Annotated in this window: 18 protein-coding genes; 10 read left to right on the forward strand and 8 right to left on the reverse strand. The window is 52.3% G+C overall.

The features are described from left to right. Window positions 1-90: 90 nt before the first annotated feature. A complete protein-coding gene (eco, locus tag NNN64_RS00460; protein WP_271440148.1) occupies window positions 91-588 on the forward strand; it encodes a serine protease inhibitor ecotin in 498 nt (165 codons plus the stop codon). Window positions 589-685: 97 nt separating this feature from the next. Here the strand turns inward: eco and mqo are convergent, their stop codons facing one another. Beyond that, window positions 686-2,347, reverse strand: a complete 1,662-nt coding sequence (mqo, locus tag NNN64_RS00465; RefSeq protein WP_271440102.1) for a malate dehydrogenase (quinone) — start codon at window positions 2,345-2,347, stop codon at window positions 686-688. A gap of 278 nt (window positions 2,348-2,625) precedes the next feature. Between mqo and NNN64_RS00470 the strand changes: the two genes are divergently transcribed. Then, complete coding sequence (locus NNN64_RS00470) at window positions 2,626-3,873, forward strand: SulP family inorganic anion transporter (RefSeq protein ID WP_271440103.1); 1,248 nt, start codon at window positions 2,626-2,628, stop codon at window positions 3,871-3,873. Here NNN64_RS00470 and mgtE read toward each other — a convergent pair. From mgtE to NNN64_RS00500, 6 genes are all read right to left on the reverse strand, one after another. Beyond that, window positions 3,836-5,272, reverse strand: a complete 1,437-nt coding sequence (gene mgtE, locus NNN64_RS00475) for a magnesium transporter (RefSeq protein WP_137384114.1) — start codon at window positions 5,270-5,272, stop codon at window positions 3,836-3,838. The two genes, NNN64_RS00470 and mgtE, sit on opposite strands and share 38 nt — an antisense overlap. A 105-nt stretch (window positions 5,273-5,377) precedes the next feature. Beyond that, window positions 5,378-7,021 (reverse strand): multidrug ABC transporter permease/ATP-binding protein, encoded by a 1,644-nt coding sequence (locus NNN64_RS00480; RefSeq protein ID WP_271440104.1) that lies wholly within the window; start codon window positions 7,019-7,021, stop codon window positions 5,378-5,380. 75 nt (window positions 7,022-7,096) lie between these two features. Further along, a complete protein-coding gene (gene alkB / locus NNN64_RS00485; RefSeq protein ID WP_442870695.1) occupies window positions 7,097-7,747 on the reverse strand; it encodes a DNA oxidative demethylase AlkB in 651 nt (216 codons plus the stop codon). After that, window positions 7,747-8,811: a bifunctional DNA-binding transcriptional regulator/O6-methylguanine-DNA methyltransferase Ada gene (gene ada / locus NNN64_RS00490; protein WP_271440105.1), complete on the reverse strand. Its 1,065-nt coding sequence runs from the start codon at window positions 8,809-8,811 to the stop codon at window positions 7,747-7,749. Before ada ends, alkB begins: the two co-directional genes overlap by 1 nt. Window positions 8,812-8,890: 79 nt before the next feature. Next, the gene (gene apbE, locus NNN64_RS00495) at window positions 8,891-9,946 is read right to left on the reverse strand and encodes an FAD:protein FMN transferase ApbE (protein WP_271440106.1); all 1,056 of its coding nucleotides are present in this window, start codon (window positions 9,944-9,946) and stop codon (window positions 8,891-8,893) included. Window positions 9,947-10,061: 115 nt separating this feature from the next. After that, window positions 10,062-11,162, reverse strand: a complete 1,101-nt coding sequence (locus NNN64_RS00500; protein WP_271440107.1) for a porin OmpC — start codon at window positions 11,160-11,162, stop codon at window positions 10,062-10,064. Between the two features lie 741 nt (window positions 11,163-11,903). Between NNN64_RS00500 and rcsD the strand changes: the two genes are divergently transcribed. Both rcsD and rcsB read left to right on the forward strand, forming a co-directional pair. Beyond that, on the forward strand, window positions 11,904-14,573 hold the full coding sequence (gene rcsD, locus NNN64_RS00505; RefSeq protein WP_271440108.1) for a phosphotransferase RcsD: 2,670 nt from the start codon (window positions 11,904-11,906) through the stop codon (window positions 14,571-14,573). A 16-nt stretch (window positions 14,574-14,589) separates the two neighbouring features. Continuing rightward, window positions 14,590-15,240, forward strand: coding sequence for a response regulator transcription factor RcsB (gene rcsB / locus NNN64_RS00510; RefSeq protein WP_003027592.1), 651 nt, complete (start codon window positions 14,590-14,592; stop codon window positions 15,238-15,240). A 112-nt stretch (window positions 15,241-15,352) separates the two neighbouring features. On the opposite strand, the gene rcsC is transcribed toward rcsB, so the two are convergent. Continuing rightward, window positions 15,353-18,199 (reverse strand): two-component system sensor histidine kinase RcsC, encoded by a 2,847-nt coding sequence (gene rcsC, locus NNN64_RS00515; RefSeq protein WP_271440109.1) that lies wholly within the window; start codon window positions 18,197-18,199, stop codon window positions 15,353-15,355. A 168-nt stretch (window positions 18,200-18,367) separates the two neighbouring features. Between rcsC and atoS the strand changes: the two genes are divergently transcribed. The 6 genes from atoS to NNN64_RS00545 all read left to right on the forward strand — a co-directional run bounded on the left by atoS (window position 18,368) and on the right by NNN64_RS00545 (window position 25,630). Beyond that, on the forward strand, window positions 18,368-20,206 hold the full coding sequence (gene atoS, locus NNN64_RS00520; RefSeq protein ID WP_271440110.1) for a two-component system sensor histidine kinase AtoS: 1,839 nt from the start codon (window positions 18,368-18,370) through the stop codon (window positions 20,204-20,206). After that, window positions 20,203-21,588 (forward strand): acetoacetate metabolism transcriptional regulator AtoC, encoded by a 1,386-nt coding sequence (gene atoC / locus NNN64_RS00525; protein ID WP_271440111.1) that lies wholly within the window; start codon window positions 20,203-20,205, stop codon window positions 21,586-21,588. The genes atoS and atoC overlap by 4 nt, the downstream gene beginning before the upstream one ends. Window positions 21,589-21,783: 195 nt before the next feature. Beyond that, window positions 21,784-22,443, forward strand: a complete 660-nt coding sequence (atoD, locus tag NNN64_RS00530; protein WP_271440112.1) for an acetate CoA-transferase subunit alpha — start codon at window positions 21,784-21,786, stop codon at window positions 22,441-22,443. Window positions 22,444-22,445: 2 nt separating this feature from the next. Then, window positions 22,446-23,096, forward strand: a complete 651-nt coding sequence (locus tag NNN64_RS00535; protein WP_048211108.1) for a 3-oxoacid CoA-transferase subunit B — start codon at window positions 22,446-22,448, stop codon at window positions 23,094-23,096. Next, a complete protein-coding gene (locus tag NNN64_RS00540; protein ID WP_271440113.1) occupies window positions 23,093-24,415 on the forward strand; it encodes a TIGR00366 family protein in 1,323 nt (440 codons plus the stop codon). Before NNN64_RS00535 ends, NNN64_RS00540 begins: the two co-directional genes overlap by 4 nt. 30 nt (window positions 24,416-24,445) lie before the next feature. Next, the gene (locus tag NNN64_RS00545; RefSeq protein ID WP_271440114.1) at window positions 24,446-25,630 is read left to right on the forward strand and encodes an acetyl-CoA C-acetyltransferase; all 1,185 of its coding nucleotides are present in this window, start codon (window positions 24,446-24,448) and stop codon (window positions 25,628-25,630) included.

Raw genomic sequence — 25,630 nt, forward strand, 5'->3', positions numbered from 1 at the left:
GTAAATTTAGATTAATAGACGATGTGAATATGCTAACCTGCACTGGATACGTTCGAAAGACAGAAGAAAGGAAACACTGTGAACAATAAGATGAAGACAATTGTCCCTGCCGCACTCCTCGCCGCCTTCGCCAGCACCTCTGCGTGGGCAACAACCACCGATGCCAGCGCTCAGCCGCTGGAAAAAGTCGCCCCTTATCCTAAAGCGGACAAGGGAATGAAGCGTCAGGTTATTCAGCTTACTCCAGAGAAAGATGAATCTACTCTGAAAGTAGAACTGCTGATCGGACAAACGCTGGAAGTTGATTGCAACAAACATCGTCTTGGTGGAGAACTGGACAGCAAAACGCTGGAAGGTTGGGGCTATGACTACTACGTATTCGACAAAGTCACTTCTCCGGTTTCAACCATGATGGCCTGCCCGGACGGCAAGAAAGAGAAGAAATTCATCACCGCGTATCTGGGTGATGACGGCATGCTGCGCTACAACAGCAAGCTGCCGATTGTGGTCTACACCCCGGAAAACGTGGAGGTGAAATACCGCATCTGGAAAGCAGAAGATAAGATTCAGGACGCCGTCGCGCGATAAGTGAGAATGTGCCGGATGGCGGCGTACCGCCTAATCCGGCCTACAGGCGCATGAAGTAGAAATAGGCCGGATAAGCGCAACGCGATCCGGCCTTTTTTTACAGCGCGATATCCGCTACGGCTTTCTGCTCAGGTTGCGGTTGTGCCTGAGGTTTTAGCTGTGGTTTTGGTGCTTCATCAGCGACCTGCGGTTTATCGTACTTCAGACCCAGTACTTCACTGGTGTATTGCAGCTCTTGCTCCGTAGCATCAACGTTGCCATTCAGCTTCGTGCCATAAGACGGAATAATCGTTTTCAGCTTCGCCTGCCATTGTGGGCTGGCAACTTTATCTTTAAACACTTTTTCCATCAGATGCAGCATGATCGGTGCCGCGGTTGATGCCCCCGGTGATGCGCCCAGTAGCGCAGCAATGGTTCCCTCTTTATCGCTGACCACTTCGGTTCCCAGACGCAGAACGCCGCCCTTCTCAGCATCGCTTTTGATGATCTGCACGCGCTGGCCCGCTTGCCACAAACGCCAGTCTTCTTTCTTCGCCTCTGGATAGTACTCCTGCAAAGCAGCAAAACGATCGTCATCGCTGAGCATGACCTGGCTTACCAGATATTTGACCAGATCGAAGTTATCCAGACCCACATTCACCATTGGCATAAAGTTGGACGTGGTAGTAGAACTGAGCAGATCCCACAAAGAGCCATTTTTCAGGAATTTGGTGGAGAAGGTCGCGAACGGCCCAAACAGCACCACGCGTTTACCATCCAGAATACGGGTGTCAATGTGCGGTACGGACATCGGCGGCGCGCCGACAGATGCCTGACCATACACTTTCGCCAGGTGACGATTGACCACATCAGGGTTTTCCGCCACCAGGAACTGACCACCAACCGGGAATCCGGCATAGCCTTTCGCTTCCGGGATATCGGTTTCCTGCAGCAGTTTCAGTGCTGCACCACCGGCACCAATAAAGACAAACTTCGCCTTAATGGCGTGTTCCGCTTCGTTGTTTTTCAGATCGGCAACCGTGACGGTCCAGCTATTATCCGCGTTACGCTTAAAGCCGCGAACTTCGGTGCTCAGTTGCAGCGCAAAATTAGGTTTTTTCTGCAACGATGCAATCAGCTGGCGCGTAATTTCGCCGTAGTTCACGTCAGTACCGATCTCAGTACGCGTTGCCGCAACTTTCTGTTTTGGATCGCGACCTTCCATAACCAGAGGCGCCCATTCTTTAATCTGCGCGTGATCTTCAGAATAGCGCATACCGCGGAACAGGGTGCTTTGCTGGAGTGCCGTGTAACGGGCACGCAGGAAATTCACGTTCTCGTCGCCCCAGACAAAGCTCATATGGGGAACCGTGGTAATAAACGAGCGGGGTTCATGCATCACGCCATTGTTGACCTGATACGCCCAGAACTGGCGGGAAATCTGGAAGGCTTCGTTAATTTCGACTGCCTTTTCAATACTGATGCTACCGTCAGCCTTTTTAGGCGTGTAGTTCAGTTCCATAAGTGCGGAGTGGCCTGTTCCGGCGTTGTTCCAGCCGTTTGAACTCTCCTGAGCAACGCCATCCAGTCGCTCTACCATGGTCATTGACCATTGCGGCTCCAGTTCCTGTAAATAGGTTCCCAGTGTGGCGCTCATGATGCCGCCGCCAATCAACAGTACATCCGTTTCCTGCTCTTCCGCCGCTTTCGCTTTTGCTGCCATCGAGACAACATTCAGCCCTACGGCCATGGTGAAGAGCATGGCAGTCACTTTTTTCATAATGTTAATGCCTTACTTTTAGTATCGCTTTTTGCTTTTAGTGCAGGTGAAAATCGAGCGGTAACAACGGTAACACTTAAGTAAAAATAATTAAATATTGTTTATAAATTATATTTAAATTTTAAAAATGTTATTAATACGTTGATTATTTATACGGTTATTGACAATCATTTCTGGAAACCTCCCCGTCAGACGGGTACTATGCTGCGCTTTGCTATTCACCGCACGGATGCCTGTCGGTCTGCTGTCATCAGGCCTTTTCTGACCTGAGAGTAACTATGTCTGCAACACACTCTTCCCCTGCCGCGGTGGCAGAACACACCACCCGCACCGTGTTACGCCAACCCCGCCTGTTGGTTCGTGAAACGCTGGCTGGTGTGGTAACCGCCCTGGCGCTGATCCCGGAAGTGATTTCGTTTTCAGTTATCGCCGGCGTGGACCCTAAAGTCAGCCTGATAGCCTCGGTCGTACTGTGCCTGGCGATGTCCTTTTTAGGTGGGCGTCCGGCAATGGTTACCGCCGCTGCAGGATCGGTTGCATTAGTCATTGGCCCGATGGTGCATCAACACGGCGTGCAATACATCCTGCCAGCGGTAGTACTGGCCGGGATTATTCAGATCCTGTTTGGTGTGTTAGGCATGGCACGTTTGATGCGGTTCATCCCCACGGCAGTGATGACCGGTTTTGTCAACGCACTGGGTATTTTGATTTTCTTTGCTCAGGTTCCGCACTTCTGGGGGAAAAGCCCGTTAATCTGGGGGCTGTTCGTCCTGACGCTGCTGATTGTGCTGTGGGTTCCGCGGTTTATTAAAGCAATCCCCGCGCCGCTTATCGCTATCGTGCTGCTGACCGTGTTCACTGTCACCAGCGGGCAACTGTTACCGACCGTCGGTGACGAAGGTTCAATGAGCGGCGGTCTGCCGGGCTTGACGCAGTTACTCGTACCACTCAACCTGCAAACGTTAGCCATTATCTGGCCCTGCGCACTGAGCATCGCTTTTGTTGGGTTGATGGAGTCATTGTTAACCGCCCGTCTGGTTGACGACCTGACGGTCACCCAGTCGAATAAAAACCGTGAAAGCACTGGACTGGGCGTAGCCAATATCCTGGCCGGTTTTTATGGCGGCATCGCCGGATGCGCGATGATCGGTCAAACGATTGTCAACGTTGAGATGGGGAAAGCGCGCAGCCGTGTTTCCACGTTCGCCGCCGGGCTGGTCTTGCTGTTGCTCGTCACCGCACTCAGCGAGGTGATGGCAAAGATACCGATGTCGGTACTGGCGGGAATTATGGTGATTGTGGCGGTGAAAACGTTTAGCTGGCACAGCATCCAACCCACGACGCTGGCCAACATGCCGGTCGCCGAAACGCTGGCAATGTTGGTTACCGTCGCCGCGACAGTCTCTACCGGCAACCTGGCAATTGGCGTGGTTGCCGGCGTGGTCACGATGTTGATACTGCCGCGCATCGTTACTGGGAAACGGGCGTCTACATCAAAAACAGCGTCGCCAGACCGAGAAAAATAAAGAATCCGCCGGTGTCGGTGATAGCGGTAATCATGACGCTGGAGCCGACCGCCGGATCGCGCCCCAGCTTGACCATCGTCATCGGGATGATAACGCCCATCAGCGCCGCCATCAGCAGATTGAGCATCATCGCCAGGGTCATCACGCCGCCCAGTGCCATATCATCGTACAGCCACCAGGTGATGCCGCCCATGATTCCGCCCCAGACAAGGCCGTTGATCAGCGCAACCCCCATCTCACGCAGGATCAGAAACGTCAGGTTGCCGGGCTGAATATTCTGTAACGCCAGCGCCCTGACGATCATGGTGATGGTCTGATTACCTGTATTACCACCAATCCCTGCCACAATGGGCATCAGCGAGGCCAGTGCCACCAGTTGTGAAATGGTGTGCTCGAAACCGTCGATTACCCGCGAGGCGATAAAGGCGGTACAGAGATTAATTGCCAGCCACGCCCAACGGGTTTTTACCGCTTTAGTGACCGGAGCGAATACGTCCTCTTCGGCACTTAAGCCCCCCATTCGACGCAGATCGGTATCGGTTTCTTCATAAACCACATCGACGATCTCATCGATGGTTAAGCGTCCCATCAGTTTGCCAGAGGGATCAACCACCGCAGCACTGACCAGGTTATCACGTTCAAACGTACGCGCAGCATTCTCGGCGATATCTTCCGGAGAAAATGTCAGCGGATCATCCTCCATCACTTCGCTGACTTTACGCTGCACGTCATTAAGCAGAATACAGGTTAGAGTCAGTTCGCCCACCAGGACTTTATTGCGATCGGTTACGAAGAGTTTATCGGTGTTCTCCGGCATTTTTCCCAGCCGCCGCAAGTACCGCTGCACCACTTCCAGCGTCACGTCCGGACGTACGGTGATGACTTCGAACTCCATGATCGCACCGACGCGATTCTTCTCGTAGTGCAGCACCTGACGTACGCGCGCCCGCTCTTCAGCAGGCAGTGATGCCAGCAGTCGACCGGTAAGGTTACGGGGTAAATGCTGTACCAGATAAATCTGTTCGTCGATGTCGAGATATTGCAGCGCATCCAGTAGCTCGCGGTCGCTCATCTCGTCGATCAGGTCATCCCACACATTTTCTGATGCTTCAAGCAGGACGTTGCCGCGTTTTTCACTTTCGACCAGTCGCCACAGGGCGTGACGCTCTTCGGAGGGCAGTGCTTCGAGGGTATCGGCCAGATCGGGTGGCGGCAGATGCGCCACCAGTGCCCCTACCTCAGCAATATCGTCGGCTAACGTACCGACGTCATATTGCTCAGCCAGGGTAAGCTTACCCAATAATGTTGAAATGATGGCTTTATCAGTGGTCAGTAGCCAGATAAGACGAGCACGTTCCTCGTCACGTAGCCTGGCGCTGTTTTTGTTTATTACGGACATCAATCATAAATCCATGATATGAAATATCATCAATCATGATGCCGAATTATGTAAATAACAATAAACGAGGCCGCCGGCTGGATAAAAAACCGGCGGCATGTGGGATCATGCTGTTCGAGCCACCGCATCACGCGAAGCCGCATCACGTTCATCGCCCAGCAGTTCACTCAATTGCCCATTACGCATTTCCAGCAAACGGTCTGCATGAATAAAGTAATGATCGTCATGGCTAATGGCAAAAATGGTTTTGCCCATCTCCTGCATCAGCGGCAACAATACCTGGTAGAATTCACGCCGGAAATGCGGATCCTGATCGGCGGCCCATTCATCCAGCAGAATAATGTCGCGCTCCTCCGCTAAGGCCAGCAACAGCGCCACTCGCTTTTTCTGCCCTTTCGACAGCTTCAGGTTGAGAATGCGCCCGTCGTTCAGCTCCAGCTTGTGCGCCATTTGCAGATGTTCCAGCCACTTCGCGACCAGAGCAGGAGAAGCGTCTCTGCCTTCGGGTCCTAACAATTTGTCAAACAGCCAGACGTCGGTAAACACTGCCGAGAACAGCTTACGGTAGTCCTCCGGTTTTTCGACAGCAACCGCCTTGCCATCCAGTAAAATCTCACCAGACTGCGGCTGGTACAACCCGGTCAGCAACATCGCCAGAGTGGATTTACCGCTGCCATTACCGCCAATCAGGAAGATCAGTTCACCACGACGAATGGTCAGATTCACTGGCCCAACGGAGAACGCATTATCCTGATAGTGGAAAACCACGTCACGCAACTCCAGCGTTTGCCAGTTCGGAAATGCGGTTGGCCGCGGGAATTCTGCCTTGAAGGGAACCAGGGAAAACTTATTCAGCTTATTGAACGCCACCTGTGCCGTCAGCAGCGTCGGCAGCGCGCCAACGGCGGAGAGCAATGGCGTGCGCAGGAATAGCAACGTCAGCGAATAGGTTGCCGCCACCGCGGTATCCGCCCAGCCCAGGCTGTTGGCCATCCAGAATACCAGGCCAATGGCGCCCAGCATCATGATGTTCGACCAGTTGACCGCGCTCAGGTGGAAGGTATCAGCACGAATAATATGGTGGCGGTATTCTTTGGCATCCGGGACGTACAGCTGGTTAAAGATATGCTCTGCACGCTCACGGTTGAGCGTCAGCTCTTTGCGCCCTTCCAGCACCGTCTGGTAGTCGTTGTACAGCTTGTCTTCGGTTTCACGCAGGGTAGCCATGTGTTTATACACCCGCGCCACCAGCACAAATCCGCCCCAGATGGTGATTGCCATCCAGATTGCCGTCACCAGCAGCATTTTCGTCGACAACATGGCCAGATACGCCGCCGACCCCACGGTCAAAATAATCCCCTGTACCAGCTCAGGCAGGCGCACAAAGGCAATGGTAATGTTACGGATATCGCTGGTTAAACCGGCCAGTAACGAGGCGCTACCGATTTGCTCGATACGCTCGACGTGAGTGTCCAGAATACGTTTGATAAATTCGCTACGCAGACGGTAGACAAAGTGGTGTCCCAGCGTGGTGAGCGCCAGCTGTGAACCGAGGGTGACGACCATCAGTAACATCAGCAGGCCAAGAAACTCCGGTAGCACCATCAGCGTGGTGTCGACCGTTTCAATCAGGCGCTGATTGATAAACGCAATCAGCCCAATCCCCAGCGCGGCACTGGCAAGGCTGAGCGCCATGACGCTGATAAATGGCCAGCGATACTGCCGCCAGACAAGAAGTAAAAGTTCCATGCAAACAACCCGGACAAGTAATAACAGCCCGCAGTTTAAACATCTCTTCGCTCACAGCAATAATAATTCTTATTTTTATTCTTTTTTACCTGCCTGGCGAAACGTCAGGTTGTAACGACAATCCCCCGTCAATGGATGATACCCAGTTTTGAGAGGCTGGACGCCGTGATAAAACAGCCGCGAGTTCCCCCCCCATACCACCACATCACCATGCTCCAGCAATACTCGCTTTAAGGGATCGTTGCGCCGTAAGCCACCAAACTGAAAAATTGCCGGCAGGCCCAGCGAAACAGAGACGATAGGCGCTCGCAGGTCAGGTTCATCTTTATCCTGATGTAAAGACAGTTTTGCCCCCGGCGTATAGCGATTAATAAGGCAAGCATCCGGTTGAAAATCAGGATAGCCTGCGGCCGTTGCCGCCCGTTGGCACAGCTCAGAAAAGACCTCGGGTAATGGCGGCCAGTGAGCGCCAGTTAATGGATCGACCGGTGAATAGAGGTAGCCATGTTGATCCGTTGTCCAGCCCAGATGGCCACAATTCGTCATGGCTACCGACATCGTATAGCCGCCTGGGGTGACCATCTGGCGAAACGGCGACTGCCTGGCTGTCGCCGCGATTGCCCGCAGTAAAGCGGGTGCGGATTCAAATGCAAAACGCCGCAAAATCACCGCACCTGACGCCAGCGGCTCGTGCCAGGGTTTCTCATCGGCAAAGAGATCGAGCATTATGTTTCCTCGCGGGTGGCTTCACGTTGCAACAGTTGCGCCTTGCGCGTTATTCCCCAACGATAGCCAGAAAGCGCGCCGTCGCCACGGATTACACGGTGACACGGGATCACAATGGCCAGTTTGTTCGCCGCGCAGGCGCTGGCTACGGCACGCACCGCCTTCGGCTTGCCGATAGTGCTGGCCAGTTGCTGATAACTCACCGTCTCACCACAAGGGATTGCCCGCAGCGCTTGCCATACCTGTTGCTGAAAGGCGGTTCCCTGAATATCCAGCGGCAGTGACAGTGCATTATTGCGCGTATTAATCACGGCGATCACCTCACGCACATGTTGTTGAAACTCCGCATTGGCGGGCTCGTCACGTGCTGTCGGAAACAGTTCATGCAATTCTGCTATCAGCGTAGCATCGTCGTCGCCCAGCAAGATCGCGCAGATCCCCCGTTCACTTTCCGCGACCAGGCAGCGACCCAGAGCGCAATCTGCGAGGGTATAGCGCACAGAAACATTACCGCCGCCTTGACGAAATTGCCTGGCGGTCATGCCTAACGCCTGATCCGCTTTGCGGTAATAGCTGCTGCTGTCGGGGAATCCGGCGTCAAGAATCGCCTGCGTGACCGGTGCGCCTTTTGCCAGCGCCTCACGCAGACGACGGGCACGCCATGACTGTTGCCAGGCCTTTGGGGTCATTCCGGTGGTTGCTTTGAACAGGCGATGCAGGTGAAACGGACTCATCGCAACATGCTGCGCAAGAGCTTCCAGTGTGAGGGGGGACTCCTGCTCCAGTAACTGACAGGCGTGGGCTATTTTGTTCAGCCGCTGCTGTTGTGCGCTGTCTTTGTCCGGCTGGCAGCGTTTGCAGGGGCGAAACCCTGCCGCCTGTGCCTGCTCTGCATCCGCGAAGAAACTGACATTTTTGCGCAGCGCATGTTTTGCCCGACAGGACGGCCGACAGAAAATGCCGGTAGTCTGAACAGCAAAAACAAACTGACCGTCAGCACCCGCGTCACGGTCCAGCACAGACTGCCAGCGTTCATCATCAGTTATGTGTAAGAGATTTGTCATGATGGACTCCTTTGTTAAGCATAGCGCTTAGCCTCAGTGTGTCCGCATTGCGGGTTATAAAAACCCGCAATCTTGCTTTTTAATTTTTTTCGCTGACCAGGAAGCTTTTAAATTGCGGCGACATCCAGGTTTTAAACCCGTCGCCTTCTTTAACAATCATATACACCGCCAACCCTTCGCGACGCACGACTTCTTTGGCCTTTTCCGGGCCGAGCACCATTAGCCCGGTATCCCACCCGTCAGCCTCCAGCGCCGTCGGTGCAATCACCGTCACTGAGACCAGATTGTGTTCAATAGGACGACCGGTTTGCGGATCGATGACATGGGACAGACGTTTTCCGTCCAGTTCGTAATAGTTGCGATAGCTACCGGAGGTGCTGATGCCATGTCCATTGATATCGACAATCGCCTGTACCGCGTTTTCACGATCGGTTGGTTTCTGTATTGCTACACGCCACGGTTGCCCCTCGGCATTCATTCCACGGCTGTTCAGAGCACCACCAACAGAAACCAGATAGCGGGCGATCCCTTCTTGTTCCATCAATCGCGCCAGATGGTCAGCCGCATACCCTTCCCCCACGGTGGAGAGATCAACATACAGCGCCGGCAGATCTTTCTGCAGGTAATTCTGGTGCGCCTCATTGACAACCTTCAGATGTGAAAGCCCGGTTTGCGCTTTTGCCGCATCAATTCTTGCCTGTGTAGGTGTATGCAGCGGTTGCTGCTGTGGACCAAAGCCCCACAGGTTCACCAACGGACCGACGGTGATGTCCATCGCACCGTCAGTTTTTGCGCCAATACGTAACGCCGATGTCACAATATCCGCCAGCGCATCATTCACCGGCCACGGTGACAGGCTTTTTGACAGGTTAAAACGCATCAGCGCAGAATCGTTCTTGTAGGTAGAAAGCAGTTGATCATCAGCATCGAGCTGCGTCTGGATCTTCGCCTGCAACTCCCCGGCGCGTTTGGCATCCACGCCAACCACACTGACCCGCCAGAAAGTGCCCATAGTTTTACCTTCCAGGACTGTCGCGGTTGAGGACGGGGTCTGGTTTGATTTCGGGGCCTCATCGCACCCGACAAAAAAGAGTGTTACAGCCAGGAGCGCTGCACGGCAAAAAATCATATCCATACGTGATTACCCTTATGAAAACGGGCGCAAGAGTACACCAAAAAAGAGTGTTTGTACGTCAGAAAAACGGCATTAAAAAAGGCCCCGTAGGGCCTTTGATAGAAATAAATGCAGATTAGAACTGGTAAACCAGACCCAGTGCTACGATATCATCGGTAGAGATACCTGCATTACGGGTAAAGTTGTTGTCATCCAGCAGGTTGATTTTGTAATCAACATAGGTGGACATGTTTTTGTTGAAGTAGTAGGTCGCGCCAACATCAACATATTTCAGGATATCCTGGTCGCCGTAGCCGCTGTCCAGATCTTTACCTTTGGACTGCAGGTAAGCCACAGACGGACGCAGACCGAAGTCGAACTGGTACTGAGCAACAGCTTCGAAGTTCTGCGCTTTGTTTGCCCAGCCCAGTTTGCCTGCACGCGTTGCGTTGTAGGTCTGGGTGTACTGTGCTGCCAGGTAGACGTTGTTCGCGTCGTATTTCAGACCGCCAGTGTAGGTTTCAGCACGATCGCCGGTACCGAAGTTCAGCTTGTTCTGCTCATCAGTACGTTTGGAGCTGGTAACTGCGGTACCCAGGGAGAAGCCTGCGCCGATATCATAAGTGATAGATCCGCCAACGCCGTCACCGTTCTGATTCAGTGCGTCACGACCGTTGCCAGTCACGCCGGTCATGCCTTCACCTTCCGGACTACCGTTTTTACCCTGGTACTGCAGGGCAAAGTTCAGACCATCAACCAGACCGAAGAAATCAGTGTTACGGTAGGTTGCAAAGCCGTTACCACGCTGCTGCATGAAGTTGTCAGAACCGTAGGTATCGCCGCCGAATTCCGGCAGGACGTCGGTCCAGGACGTGACGTCATAAACCACGCCGTAGTTACGACCATAGTCGAAAGAACCTGCATCAGCGAATTTCAGACCGGCAAACGCGACACGCGTCCAGGCGTTGTTTTCGTTTTCAGAGGAGTTACCCATGATCTGGTATTCCCACTGGCCGTAACCGGTCAGCTGGTCGTTTACCTGGGTTTCACCTTTGAAGCCGATACGCATATAGGTCTGATCGCCATCTTTAGTAGAGTCATCAGAGAAATAGTGCAGACCGTCGACTTTACCGTACAGATCTAATTTGTTGCCGTCTTTGTTGTAAATTTCAGCCGCATTTGCTGCGCCTGCTACCAGCAGAGCCGGTACCAGGAGGGACAGTACTTTAACTTTCATGTTATTAACCCTCTGTTATATGCCTTTATTGCTTTTTTATGCCACTGCTCACTGGCTAACCCTCATTAACCAGTCGGCAACTTCATTCTCCGCAAAAACACAGAATAATCCAACACGAATATGATACTAATACTTTAAAGATGTTTCATTTGTCTATGGAGATGTTTCAAAATATTAACAAAAGGGAACTTTTTTTAATTAAGAAAATGGGGCAAATAAGCACGAATAGTCAAGAATCATTATAAAATACCTATACATCAATCACTTGCACAAAACACAACCATAGCACTGAATGATAAAAAAAAATCTTCACTCGCAACTAAAATAGACTCGCTATCATCATTAACTTTATTTATTACCGTCATTCATTCATGAATGTCTGTTTACCCCTATTTCAACCGAATGCTCTGCGTTCGGTTTTTTTTTACCCTTCTTTACACAAACATCACTGTTCTGTGCTACCGATGAAAAACTATAACGACTATTAACTATCTCACCTGTTCACCATCGCTTATAAATCAGGCAAATAATTTCTTGTTATTTAATGCTAAATCTGTAGGTTTCATACCTATATTTGTACTGGTAGTGACCGGCTGTACACGTTTGCATTGCCTGCCTGGCAACGATACACAACAATAAAAAATGCAGCTCACCGGATGTTGCGTAAGTATGGCAATTCATACATTACCCTTTATACTGCCCCTTCATCTTTAGCGTCGTTTTAACAGGTCATAAACACGAATGAGTCAGTCTGACACAACGGCTTCTACCCGATTCTCCCTGCTTCCGGGAAGTATTACCCGTTTCTTCTTATTACTGATCGTGGTGCTGTTGGTGATGATGGGCGTGATGGTCCAGAGCGCGGTCAACACCTGGCTAAAAGATAAGAGCTATCAGATTGTCGATATCACCCACGCAATTCATAAAAGGGTGGATACCTGGCGATACGTGACCTGGCAAATCTATGACAATATTGCAGCAACAGCCAACTCATCGACTGCCGACGGGTTACAGGAAACCCGACTCAAGCAAGATGTCTACTATCTTGAAAAACCCCGTAGAAAGACTGAAGCACTGATTTTCGGCTCGCATGACAGTTCTACGCTGGAAATGACCCAACGTATCTCAACCTATCTGGATACACTGTGGGGCGCAGAGAATGTCCCATGGTCAATGTATTATCTGAATGGTCAGGACAATAGCCTGATTCTTATCTCAACGCTGCCGCTGAAAGATCTCACCTCCGGCTTTAAAGAATCGACAATTGGCAACATTGTCGATTCGCGCCGCGCTGAAATGTTACAACAGGCCAATGCGCTCGATGAGCGTGAAAGCTTCTCATCCCTTCGCCGGTTGGTCTGGCAAAACGGCCATTACTTCACGTTACGCACAACCTTTAATCAACCGGGACATCTGGCAACCGTGGTCGCGTTTGACCTGCCGATTAATGATTTGATCCCCCCGGGCATGCAGTTGGACAGCTTTCACCTGGAGCCTGATGCCACGTCTACGGCTGAACATCTCAGTGAAAAAGAGTCACCTGACAGCGTCAGCATCAACTTTAACAATAGCAAGATTGAGATCTCCTCAGCGCTAAATTCAACGGATATGCGACTGGTCTGGCAGGTTCCCTTTGGTTCATTACTGCTTGATACGCTGCAAAGTATTCTGCTGCCGCTGTTACTGAATATCGCTCTGCTGGCGCTGGCGCTGTTTGGCTATACCACTTTCCGCCACCTTCCTGCCCGCTCAAATGAAGTGGCGCCAAACCTTGTCGCAAATAATGAACTCCGGGTGCTTCGCGCAATCAATGAAGAAATTGTTTCGCTGCTGCCGCTGGGATTATTGGTACACGACCAGGAATCCAACCGCACGGTTATCAGCAATAAAATTGCCGACCATCTGCTGCCACATTTAAATCTGCAAAATATCACCAGTATGGCGGAACAGCATCAGGGGGTTATCCAGGCCACAATCAATAATGAATTGTATGAGATCAGGCTGTTCCGCAGCCAGATCTCAGCCCGCACGCAGATCTTTATCATTCGCGACCAGGATCGCGAAGTACTGGTCAATAAAAAGCTGAAACAAGCGCAGCGACTGTATGAGAAAAACCAACAGGCTCGCGCCGCCTTTATGCAAAACATTGGTAGCGCACTGAAAGATCCTGCCAAAACGCTGGCCATAAATGCTGCTGCACTCAATACGCCCGACAGCCAGAAACTGGCAAACCAGGCAGACGTGCTGGTACGTATGGTCGATGAGATTCAGTTGGCCAATCTTCTGGAAAGCGATGACTGGAAAAGTGAATCAACGCTGTTTTCCGTGCAGGCGTTAATTGACGACGTAGTACCTGAAGTACTGCCAGCCATCAAGCGTAAAGGGTTACAGCTGCTGATTAAAAATCACCTGAGCGCCAATGATGAGCGCCGCGGCGACCGCGATGCCCTGCGTCGTATTTTGCTGCTGCTCATCCAATATGCCGTGACCACGACGCAGATTGGCAAAATTACGCTGGATGTCGACCAGGATGAATCGGAGGCAGAGCGTCTGACCTTCCGTATTCTGGATACGGGGGAAGGCGTCGCGCTGAATGAAATTGATAATCTGCACTTCCCGTTCATCAATGACACGCAGAGCGATCGATATGGCAAAGCGAATCCACTCACGTTCTGGTTGTGCGATCAGCTAGCACGCAAATTGGGTGGACATCTGAATATTAAAGCGCGGGAAGAACTTGGAACGCGTTATATCGTCCATGTTAAGATGCCGCTACATGACCAACATGCTGATAATGAAGAACGGTTGTTGGATGATGTCTGCGTGATGGTTGACGTCACCTCGAATGACGTACGCAGCATTGTATTGCGTCAGCTGGAAAACTGGGGAGCAACCTGCATCACCCCCGATGAGCGACTGAATAGTCAAGAATATGATCTCTTTATCACTGATAATCCGTCTAATCTTACTGCCTCAGGCTTGCTTTTAAGCGATGATGAGTCTGGCGTGCGAAAAATTGGCCCCGGTCAGCTGCGCGTCAACTTTAATATGAGTAATGCTATGCAGGAAGCTGTCCTGGAGCTAATAGAAGAACAACTGGCGCAAGAAGAGATCCAGGAACTCCCCCTCGGCGGTGATGAAAACGCCGAACTTCATGCCAGTGGTTACTATGCACTCTTTGTAGACACAGTACCGGATGATGTTAAGAGGTTGTATACTGAGGCAGCAACCAGCGATTTCGCTGCGTTAGCCCAAACGGCCCATCGCCTGAAAGGCGTGTTTGCCATGCTTAATCTGGTACCCGGCAAGCAGTTATGTGAAGCGCTGGAACATCTTATTCAAGAGAAAGATGCTCCAGGTATAGAAAAGTACATCAGCGACATTGACGTTTACGTCAAGAGCTTGCTGTAGCAAGGTAGCCCAATACATGAACACTATGAACGTAATTATTGCCGATGACCATCCGATTGTACTGTTCGGTATTCGTAAATCACTTGAACAAATCGAGTGGGTGAACGTTGTCGGCGAATTTGAAGACTCCACTGCACTGATCAACAATTTGCCTAAATTAGATGCTCATGTGTTGATTACCGATCTCTCAATGCCGGGAGATAAATATGGTGATGGGATCACGTTAATTAAATATATCAAACGCCATTTCCCGAGCCTGTCGATCATCGTTTTGACCATGAACAACAACCCGGCCATCCTGAGCGCGGTACTGGATCTCGACATTGAAGGGATCGTGCTGAAACAAGGTGCGCCAACTGACCTGCCTAAGGCACTGGCGGCGCTGCAAAAAGGTAAGAAATTCACCCCGGAAAGTGTCTCTCGCCTGCTGGAAAAAATCAGCGCCAGCGGCTATGGCGACAAACGCCTGTCACCGAAAGAAAGTGAAGTTCTGCGCCTGTTTGCCGAAGGTTTCCTGGTGACTGAAATCGCTAAGAAGCTCAATCGCAGTATTAAAACCATCAGTAGCCAGAAAAAGTCTGCAATGATGAAGCTCGGCGTGGAAAACGATATCGCCCTGCTGAATTACCTGTCATCCGTGACGTTAAGCCCGTCAGACAAAGAGTAATTCGTTTTCATATCATCTGCCTGAAGGCACCGCGTTTATCTGGCCTACGAACAATACAGCGTTGTGTATGTTCTGTAGGCCGGATAAGGCAAACACCACTACCCAGCCTCTTTTATCCCCGCGTTTTTCTCACGCGTTCCGCATAGACGGTCAACGTCTGCTTCAGCACGTCTAACGTCACTGGCTTGGACAAACAGCTGTCCATTCCCGACTCCAGACAACGCTGCTTCTCTTCCGCCAGAGCATTGGCCGTCACACCAATAACCGGCAGCGTTAACCCCAGTTGGCGAATGCGTTGCGTCAAGCGATAACCATCCATATTCGGCATGTTGACGTCGCTCAGCACGATATCAATATGGTTTTTACTCAACACATTGAGCGCGTCCACACCGTCGTTGGCGGTTTTACACTGATACCCCAACGATCCTAGCTGATCGGCCAGTAAACGGCGGTTAATCGGATGATCGTCAACCACCAGAATCATCATGTCATCGTTTGTGGCTCCCACTTTGTCCGGAGCTGGCAGCGCGGTGGAAAGCGCTTCACTACCCAGTTCAACGCTGTAGATATGCGCCAGCAGCGCGGACAACTCGTGCGGTGATGCCACGCTGTGCACCCACTCTCCAGGCGTTCTTTCCAGTGGAATACCAATGTGGCGACGACAGAAAATCACCGTGGCTCGTCCCTTCCACGTCTGATCCAGCACATCATCAGCAATCAATACATCATTTGCATCAGGTTGCTGCCCCTCATAACGCAGCACCGTCATCCCGGTACGCGTGAGGCTGGATTCGATAAAGTGATAGAGTGACGCGTTTCGCACGGCCAGCCAGCAGCGAGTGCTGGCAAGACCATCCACACTCTTATTCTGTGGGTACTGGGCACCATACAGCGGTATCCGCAGCGTAAACTGGCTCCCCATCCCCGGTTCAGAATCGACGGAAATATCCCCGTCCATCATGCTGATCAGTTTCTCACAGATAGCCAGACCCAACCCGGTCCCCTGGAAATTACGCTGCACGCCCGTCCCCACCTGGAAGAAGGGATCGAACAGACGAACGACTTCTTTGGCCGGGATCCCCACGCCAGTATCACGCACACGAATGCTGAGGTAGTCGCCGCTGCACTGAACATGCAGCACAATACAGCCGGTATCAGTAAATTTAATCGCATTACTCAGCAGGTTAGAAATGACCTGCTGTAAGCGCATCGGATCGCCATTTAATGCCACAGGCACATCCGGTTCGATGAAACAGTACAATCCCAGTTGCTTGCGTACCACCAGCGGCAGATAGTTGGCCGTAATATGGCTCATCACTTCACGCGGTGAAAATTCGCGCGGTTCAATCTTCAACTGTTCGGATTCAATTTTCGAGAAATCAAGAATATCGCTGATAATCTTCAACAACAGGCTGGAGGAGTTATTCATCGCCGTCACCAGGCGATCCACTCCGCTGGGCAGTTCTTTCGTTTGCAGCAGGTCAAGGTTACCGATAATGCCATACAGCGGCGTGCGTAGCTCATGACTCACCGTCGCAAGGAACATTGATTTTGACTGGCTGGCCTGTTCCGCCGCCTGCGCCATCTCCTGTAACGACTCTTCCATTTTCACGCGAGCACTCACATCGACCAGGACGCATATCGCTACGTTCTCATTGCGATAACGTGAATGCACAAAGCTGATTTGCAGATTAGTATTATTGCTGGTCAACACATCGACGAAATTAACCTGCTGGCCGCAGATAATTTGCGTCAACCGTTGCCTGTCTTCATGCGTCAGCATGTTGAGATAGGTATGCGCCAGCTCGTTGCTCAGAATGTTAATGCCATCAATTGTGCGCAGAATACAAATACCGACCGGCGCAGAAGCCACGATTTTACGGTTAAACTGCTCATGCTCTTCCAGGCGTTGGGCATCGCTTTCCGCTGGAATAAAAATACGCCGCTCATACATGCGCGTCAGCATAAACAACGCAGCACCTACCAGCACATTCAGCAGAACCGCATTCAGGATCATCATGCGTATCCGCTCCAGCACCAGATCGACCGGCACGGAGTACACAATACTGAGCGAGGATGGCGGCAGGTTTTTCTTTAACACCAGATTGCGAAAACCCGGCGTGTAGCCAAACCACGAGCGCTCCTGCATCCAGCGCGGTTCAGACTTAATAGTGCCTTCAGGACCGGTGAGTGAAATCAGCGCATGACCATTTTCATCAAGGATGGTCACCCCCATCGGCAAACTGCCCGGCGTGAAGAAGTTCTCCATGCGAATCGGCTGTTCCACACCCAGCAACGCCTGCAGACGATTGGCAAGATAGACCGGCGTCAGCGCATAAAAATACCCCACCCCTGGACGTGGCCCCTGGCTTATCCAGAACAGGTTATTGCCGTTTTCTTCCTGCGGGGCATTGCGATACTTAATGATGCGCTCATGCAGCGCTTTCAGCGCCTCGTCACGTTCGACAGGCATATCCCGCAGACCAAAATTGGCCATACAGAGGTTATCACTGCCGATCAGGAACACGCGATTCAAATCATAAGCCGCTGAGAAATTGTCGCGCCAGTAGCGCATAAACCACGCCAATGACTCCAGCGAGCCACGCCAGGCATTACCCATCACCGCACAGTCGGAATCGGCAAACAGCGGTTCAAAATTCGGCACCACGGTTTTATCATCCCGTGCCCGCAATGACATCACGCCGTTTTCTGCCGTTAACCGGTTTTCAGCAATGTATTTCAGCTCTTTTATCACGTCAGAAGTACGCTGAATGTAGCGTTGGGCCTGATCGGAGCTGAGATTAAACTCCTGGCGGATCTCAGACTCTCGCTGGTGCAGCGCATTCACAATGTAGAACACCGAAACAAAAGCAATCAGACACCAGACCAGTAAGGCCAGCGCTCTGAACAGGTAGCGTGAGACTTTTAGAGTTGAATGAACGGAAGCAAGGTATTTCAAAGGGGCGAAGCTCCGCCTCAGGATATCAATAGAGTGTGGTTAAGGTAGCGGTAAATGTCCGGCGTCGCAATGCCCTCTCTTTACGGGAATATGATACACCGCTCTGACACCGTTGTCTTAACCCCTGATAATCGTCGTTTGCCTAAAAAACACTGCACGGATGTGAGAATGCGCAAGCTGAGATGGCTGACGCGTCGTTTATACCCGCGACGTTTACGCAACCAAATGATCATGATGGCCATTCTGATGGTCATTGTGCCGACGATTTCTATTGGTTATATCGTAGAAACCGAAGGTCGGTCAGCAGTCTTATCTGAAAAAGAGAAAAAACTGTCATCGGTGCTCACTCTGCTTAACGGTGCGCTGGGCGATAGCTTTAGCCACTACGCGGATTTACCGCGTGAAGCGCGCATTCGGGCGCTGAATCTTGAGTTGGGCCCCATCACCGAACGGATCACCCAGGCATTTCCTGGCATCGGCGCGGGGTATTACAACAAGGCACTGGATGCAATCATCACCTACGCCCCCTCTGCGTTGTATCAAAGTAATGTCGGTATCACCATCACTGACGATCACCCCGGACGTGAAGTGATGAGCAGCAACGCACCTGTGGTTTTTTCCGGACGACAGGTTCGTGGCGACATCCTCAACTCCATGATCCCCATCGAACGGCAGGGTGAAGTTATTGGCTATATCTGGGCGAATGAACTGACGGAAGATATCCGCCAGCAAGCCTGGAAAATGGACGTCAGGATCATTGCCGTGCTGGCTGCCGGACTCATCAGTAGCCTGCTGTTGATTGTGCTTTTCTCTCGCCGTCTCAGTGCGAATATCGACATTATCACCGACGGGCTCTCCACGCTGGCGCAAAAAACACCAGCCCGACTGCCTGAACTGCCCGGCGAACTGGGACAAATCAGCCGCAGCGTCAATGCGCTGGCACAAACGCTTCGGGAAACCAAAACCCTTAATGACCTGATTATTGAGAACGCAGCAGACGGCGTCATTGCCATCGACAGACAGGGCGATGTCACCACCATGAACCCGGCGGCAGAGCAAATCACTGGCTATCAGCTTCATGAACTGGTCGGGCAGCCCTATGCAACCCTCTTTGCCGATACTCAGTTCTCCAGCCCGGTACTGGATACACTGGAGCACGGCACCGAACATGTCGCCCAGGAGGTAAGTTTTCCTGGTCGCGACCGCACCATTGAAATAAGCGTCACCACCAGCCGGATCCATAACGCGCATGGCGAGCTAATCGGAGCTCTGGTGATCTTCTCTGATTTAACGGCCCGCAAAGAGACACAGCGCCGGCTGGCACAAACGGAAAGGCTCGCGACGCTCGGCGAGTTGATGGCTGGAGTGGCGCATGAGGTACGTAACCCGCTGACGGCAATCCGTGGCTATGTACAGATCATCCGCCAACAAACGTCTTTACCAGAACATCAGGAATATTTATCCGTTGTGCTGAACGAAATTGACTCAATCAATAAAGTCATCCAGCAACTGTTGGATTTCTCTCGCCCGCGACAAAGCCAGTGGCAGCAGGTACGGCTCAATGCGTTGATTGAAGAAACGCTGATCCTCGTGCAAACCGCAGGCCTACAGGCTCGAATCGCATTTACCACAGAATTAGATGCCAGCCTGCCCGCCATCGTCGCCGATCGCGAACTCCTCAAGCAGGTGATCCTTAATATTTTAATCAATGCGGTGCAGGCGATAGCCGCACGGGGCGAAATTCGAATCCGCACCTGGCAATATTCAGCCTCACAGCAGGCGATGATGATTGAAGATAATGGCAACGGTATCGATATTGCCATTCAGAAGAAAATATTCGACCCCTTCTTTACGACCAAAGCGTCAGGTACGGGTCTTGGACTGGCGCTAAGCCAGCGCATTATCAACGCGCATCAGGGGGATATCCACGTGACAAGTATGCCGGGCTGCGGCGCAACCTTCACCCTGATTTTACCTCTTAACCCGCAGGGAAATCCGTCAGAATGAAAACGACCTACCGTATTCTCATCGTTGATGACGAAGAAAATGTTCGCCGTATGCTTGCCACTGCGTTTTCCCTGCAAGGGCATGAGACGCACTGCGCCAGCGATGGAAAAGCCGCGCTGACTCTGTTTGCTGATACGCATCCTGACGTGGTACTGATGGACATCCGTATGCCAGAGATGGACGGTATTGATGCACTGAAAGTCATGCGCGCCCAGCAGCCGCGGATCCCCGTTATTCTGATGACGGCCTACGCCGAAGTGGAGACCGCAGTAGAAGCTCTCCGTAGTGGCGCCTTTGACTATGTGATTAAACCCTTTGATTTGGATGAGCTCAATCTGGTCATTCAGCGCGCACTACAGCTTCAGGCAATGAAGCAGGAGATCCGCAATCTACATCAGGCGCTAAGCACCAGCTGGCAGTGGGGGCATATCCTGACTAACAGCCCGGTGATGATGGATATTTGTAAAGACACGGCAAAAATCGCCCTCTCACAGGCGAACGCACTGATTAGCGGCGAAAGTGGCACAGGAAAAGAGCTGATTGCCCGCGCCATCCACTACAACAGCAGACGCGCCAACGGTCCCTTTATCAAAATCAACTGTGCGGCTTTACCGGAATCCTTACTGGAAAGCGAACTGTTTGGTCACGAAAAGGGGGCATTTACCGGTGCACAAACCCTACGCCAGGGACTGTTCGAACGCGCGCATAAGGGAACGCTTCTGCTCGACGAGATTGGTGAAATGCCGCTGGTTCTGCAGGCCAAACTGCTGCGTATTTTGCAGGAAAGAGAATTCGAGCGCATCGGCGGACACCAAACTATCCGCGTCGATATCCGTATTGTTGCCGCCACCAACCGCTGCCTGCAAACAATGGTGAAGGAAGGAACGTTCCGCGAAGACCTGTTTTATCGGCTTAACGTGATTCATCTGACCCTTCCCCCGTTACGCGAACGCCGCGAAGACATCGCCCTGTTAGCGAATCACTTTTTACAAAAATTTAGCTCAGAAAATCAGCGGGATATCATTGAGATCGATCCCACGGCGATGTCCATGCTTACCGCCTGGCCATGGCCAGGGAACATTCGTGAACTGTCTAACGTCATCGAACGCGCGGTGGTCATGAATACCGGTGCGGTGATTTTTGCCGAAGACCTGCCTGCGCAGTTCCGATCGCCTGTCAGTACCGTAACAGAGGTAAAAGCAGTTCAGACCGGAGAACGCAATCTGAAGGAAGAAATTAAGCGTGAGGAAAAACGCATCATCCTTGAGGTGCTCGACAATCAGGATGGCAACCGCACCCGCACCGCGCTAATGCTGGGGATCAGTCGGCGCGCTCTGATGTACAAATTGCAAGAGTATGGTATTGACCCGTCAGGCTCCTGATACCTAAATTTGCTATGCAGAATTTTGCACACTGCGCAAAAATCTGCATAGCAACTCCACATCCCCCTCGCCAGCCAATAAAAATAAATCATAAAATTCAAATAATTAAAAAATAATTTCGCTGTTTGTCATTCTGGCACCCGGCTTGCAATTCCCTGAGCGTACCCAAAATGGAGTATGCAAAAGGGAAACATAATGAAAACAAAACTGATTACTTTACAAGACGCAGCGAGCTTCTTTCGTGACGGCATGACCATCATGGTCGGCGGTTTTATGGGGGTTGGCACGCCACCTCGCCTTGTCGAAGCCTTACTTGAATCTGGCGTCAGGGATTTGACGTTAATTGCCAACGATACCGCATTTGTCGATACCGGTATCGGCCCCTTAATCGTCAATGGTCGCGTGAGCAAAGTGATTGCCTCGCACATTGGCACCAACCCTGAAACCGGTCGCCGCATGATTGCCGGTGAAATGGACGTACAACTGGTGCCGCAAGGCACTCTGATTGAGCAAATTCGCTGCGGTGGCGCAGGCCTTGGCGGTTTTCTCACGCCAACCGGTGTCGGCACCGTAGTGGAAGATGGCAAGCAGACCATGACGCTCGATGGCAGAGTCTGGTTGCTCGAACGTCCATTACGTGCCGATCTGGCGCTAATCCGCGCACACCGCGCTGACACGCTTGGCAACCTGACCTATCAACTTAGCGCCCGTAATTTTAACCCACTGATTGCCCTCGCCGCCGACATCACACTGGTTGAACCGGATGAAATGGTCGAGATCGGTGAACTCCAGCCAGACCATATCGTTACCCCCGGTGCCGTTATCGACCATATCGTCATTCCACAGGAGAGCTAATCATGGATGCTAAACAACGTATTGCGCGCCGTGTGGCGCTTGAGCTTCACGATGGGGATGTCGTCAACCTGGGGATTGGTCTGCCGACAATGGTTGCGAACTACCTGCCCGCTGACATTCATATCACATTGCAGTCAGAAAATGGTTTTCTCGGTCTGGGGCCAGTCACGACCGCGCATCCCGACCTGGTAAACGCCGGTGGGCAACCGTGCGGGATTTTACCAGGCGCGGCCATGTTTGATAGCGCCATGTCGTTTGCGTTAATTCGCGGGGGCCATGTCGATGCCTGCGTGCTCGGTGGGTTACAGGTCGATGAGCAGGCCAACCTCGCCAACTGGGTCGTTCCCGGCAAAATGGTTCCCGGCATGGGAGGGGCGATGGATCTGGTGACCGGCGCGCGCAAAGTGATTATCGCGATGGAGCATTGCGCAAAAGACGGCTCAGCGAAGATCCTCCGACATTGCACCATGCCGCTGACAGCACAACATGCGGTGCATATGCTGGTGACCGAACTCGCTGTTTTCCGCTTCATTGACGGAAAAATGTGGCTTACGGAAATCGCGGAAGGATGCGATATCGCCACGCTGCGTGAAAAAACCGAAGCGCAGTTTGATGTCGCCGCCGAGCTGATTATCCTGCGAGGTGATGCATGATCGGCCGCATTGCTCGTTTTATGACGCGCGTGGTCAGCCGCTGGCTGCCTGACCCGCTGATTTTCGCCATGCTGCTAACGCTGTTGACCTTCGGCATCGCGCTGTGGCTAACGCCACAAACACCCGTCAGCATGGTGAAATTCTGGGGTGATGGTTTTTGGAATCTGCTGGCTTTCGGCATGCAGATGGCGTTGATCATCGTCACAGGCCACGCGTTAGCCAGTTCGGGACCGGTGAAAAGTCTGCTGCGTACGGCGGCCTCTGCCGCCAAAACCCCCGCTCAGGGTGTCATGCTGGTGACGTTTTTCGGTTCAGTCGCCTGTGTCATCAACTGGGGTTTTGGTCTGGTAGTGGGGGCGATGTTTGCCCGTGAAGTCGCACGCCGGGTACCCGGCTCCGACTACCCCCTGCTGATTGCTTGTGCCTACATCGGTTTTCTCACCTGGGGGGGTGGCTTCTCCGGTTCAATGCCATTGCTGGCGGCAACACCAGGCAACCCGGTTGAACACGTCGCAGGGTTAATTCCGGTCGCAGACACGCTGTTTACCGGTTTCAACATCTTCATCACCGTGGCACTGATCGTCGTGATGCCGTTCATCACACGCATGATGACGCCAAAACCTTCTGATGTGGTAAGTATCGATCCGAAGCTGTTACTGGAAGAAGCTGATTTCCAGAAAAAACTGCCACCCGACGCCCCACCATCGGAAAAACTGGAAGAGAGCCGCATTCTGGCCCTGGTAATCGGGGCATTAGGGATTGCTTATCTGGCTATCTATTTCACTGAGAAAGGCTTCAACATCACCATCAACACCGTCAACCTGATGTTTATGATTGCCGGTCTGCTGCTGCATAAAACGCCTATGGCCTATATGCGTGCCGTTAGCGCAGCCGCGCGTAGCACCGCCGGCATCCTGGTGCAGTTCCCCTTCTACGCCGGTATTCAGTTGATGATGGAACACTCTGGCCTCGGTGGATTGATTACCGAGTTCTTCATCAACGTCGCCAACAAAGACACCTTCCCGCTGATGACCTTCTTCAGTTCAGCACTGATTAACTTTGCCGTGCCGTCTGGCGGTGGCCATTGGGTTATTCAGGGACCGTTCGTCATGCCAGCCGCTCAGGCCCTTGGTGCCGATCTCGGTAAGTCAGTAATGGCTATCGCCTATGGCGAGCAGTGGATGAATATGGCGCAGCCGTTCTGGGCGCTACCTGCATTGGCTATCGCCGGATTGGGGGTGCGCGACATCATGGGGTATTGCATCACCGCCCTGCTCTTCTCAGGCGTCATTTTTGTCATTGGATTGACCTTGTTCTGACAGCCATTACTTACATAAAGGAACAGAAAAATGAAAAACTGTGTCATTGTCAGCGCGGCACGTACCGCAATCGGTAGCTTTAATGGCGCACTGGCGACCACCAGCGCTATCGAGCTGGGATCAACCGTGATAAAAGCGGCAATTGAGCGCGCTCATCTTGATCCACAGCAGGTTGAAGAAGTGATTATGGGTAACGTGCTGCAGGCCGGTCTGGGACAGAATCCGGCGCGTCAGGCATTGCTAAGAAGCGGTCTTTCCGACACCGTTTGCGGATTCACCGTCAACAAAGTGTGTGGCTCCGGTCTCAAAAGTGTGGCGCTTGCGGCTCAGGCGATCGCCGCCGGACAGGCCCAGGCACTGGTCGCTGGTGGAATGGAAAACATGAGTCAGGCCCCCTACCTGTTAGATGCTAAAGCCCGCTGGGGATATCGCCTCGGTGACGGGCAATTGTCAGACGTCATTCTGCGTGATGGGCTGATCTGTGCTGAACATGGCTACCATATGGGGATTACCGCCGAGAACGTCGCTAAAGAGTACGGCATCAGCCGCGAAATGCAGGATGAACTGGCACTGTTATCACAGCAGAAAGCCATTGCCGCAATAGAGTCCGGCGCTTTTCAGGCCGAAATTGTCCCCGTCAGCGTACAATCACGTAAGAAAACCCTCATTTTTGAACGCGATGAGTTTCCCAAGGCTGACTCCACGGCGGAAGGTCTTGCCGCATTGCGTCCGGCCTTCGACAAAGCCGGCACTGTTACCGCTGGCAACGCCTCAGGGATTAACGACGGTGCTGCCGCGCTGGTGGTAATGGAAGAGTCGGCAGCGCTGGCTGCTGGGCTAAAGCCGCTGGCGAGAATCAAAGCCTGGGCCAGCGGCGGCGTCGCCCCGGCGATGATGGGCATGGGACCCGTTCCGGCCACACAAAAAGCGTTACAACTGAGCGGACTGCAGCTGTCGGATATCGATCTTATCGAAGCCAATGAAGCATTTGCCGCGCAGTTTCTTGCCGTGGGTAAAACACTGGGGTTTGATGCACAAAAGGTCAACGTTAACGGTGGTGCGATTGCGCTGGGCCACCCTATCGGTGCCAGCGGTGCGCGTATTCTGGTCACATTGCTGCACGCGTTACAGGCAAGGGATAAAACGCTCGGTCTGGCAACGCTGTGTATCGGCGGCGGCCAGGGTATAGCGATGATCGTGGAGCGGATGAACTAA

It is taken from the genome of Citrobacter sp. Igbk 14 (assembly GCF_028069825.1).
Lineage (GTDB): Bacteria > Pseudomonadota > Gammaproteobacteria > Enterobacterales > Enterobacteriaceae > Citrobacter.

What these genes read in the sequence shown, in the direction of transcription:
- eco (WP_271440148.1), top strand. Translation starts at nt 91, where the DNA reads ATGAAGACAATTGTCCCTGCCGCACTCCTCGCCGCCTTCGCCAGCACC.
- mqo (WP_271440102.1), bottom strand. Translation starts at nt 2,347, where the DNA reads ATGAAAAAAGTGACTGCCATGCTCTTCACCATGGCCGTAGGGCTGAAT.
- NNN64_RS00470 (WP_271440103.1), top strand. Translation starts at nt 2,626, where the DNA reads ATGTCTGCAACACACTCTTCCCCTGCCGCGGTGGCAGAACACACCACC.
- mgtE (WP_137384114.1), bottom strand. Translation starts at nt 5,272, where the DNA reads ATGTCCGTAATAAACAAAAACAGCGCCAGGCTACGTGACGAGGAACGT.
- NNN64_RS00480 (WP_271440104.1), bottom strand. Translation starts at nt 7,021, where the DNA reads ATGGAACTTTTACTTCTTGTCTGGCGGCAGTATCGCTGGCCATTTATC.
- alkB (WP_442870695.1), bottom strand. Translation starts at nt 7,747, where the DNA reads ATGCTCGATCTCTTTGCCGATGAGAAACCCTGGCACGAGCCGCTGGCG.
- ada (WP_271440105.1), bottom strand. Translation starts at nt 8,811, where the DNA reads ATGACAAATCTCTTACACATAACTGATGATGAACGCTGGCAGTCTGTG.
- apbE (WP_271440106.1), bottom strand. Translation starts at nt 9,946, where the DNA reads ATGGATATGATTTTTTGCCGTGCAGCGCTCCTGGCTGTAACACTCTTT.
- NNN64_RS00500 (WP_271440107.1), bottom strand. Translation starts at nt 11,162, where the DNA reads ATGAAAGTTAAAGTACTGTCCCTCCTGGTACCGGCTCTGCTGGTAGCA.
- rcsD (WP_271440108.1), top strand. Translation starts at nt 11,904, where the DNA reads ATGAGTCAGTCTGACACAACGGCTTCTACCCGATTCTCCCTGCTTCCG.
- rcsB (WP_003027592.1), top strand. Translation starts at nt 14,590, where the DNA reads ATGAACACTATGAACGTAATTATTGCCGATGACCATCCGATTGTACTG.
- atoS (WP_271440110.1), top strand. Translation starts at nt 18,368, where the DNA reads ATGCGCAAGCTGAGATGGCTGACGCGTCGTTTATACCCGCGACGTTTA.
- atoC (WP_271440111.1), top strand. Translation starts at nt 20,203, where the DNA reads ATGAAAACGACCTACCGTATTCTCATCGTTGATGACGAAGAAAATGTT.
- atoD (WP_271440112.1), top strand. Translation starts at nt 21,784, where the DNA reads ATGAAAACAAAACTGATTACTTTACAAGACGCAGCGAGCTTCTTTCGT.
- NNN64_RS00535 (WP_048211108.1), top strand. Translation starts at nt 22,446, where the DNA reads ATGGATGCTAAACAACGTATTGCGCGCCGTGTGGCGCTTGAGCTTCAC.
- NNN64_RS00540 (WP_271440113.1), top strand. Translation starts at nt 23,093, where the DNA reads ATGATCGGCCGCATTGCTCGTTTTATGACGCGCGTGGTCAGCCGCTGG.
- NNN64_RS00545 (WP_271440114.1), top strand. Translation starts at nt 24,446, where the DNA reads ATGAAAAACTGTGTCATTGTCAGCGCGGCACGTACCGCAATCGGTAGC.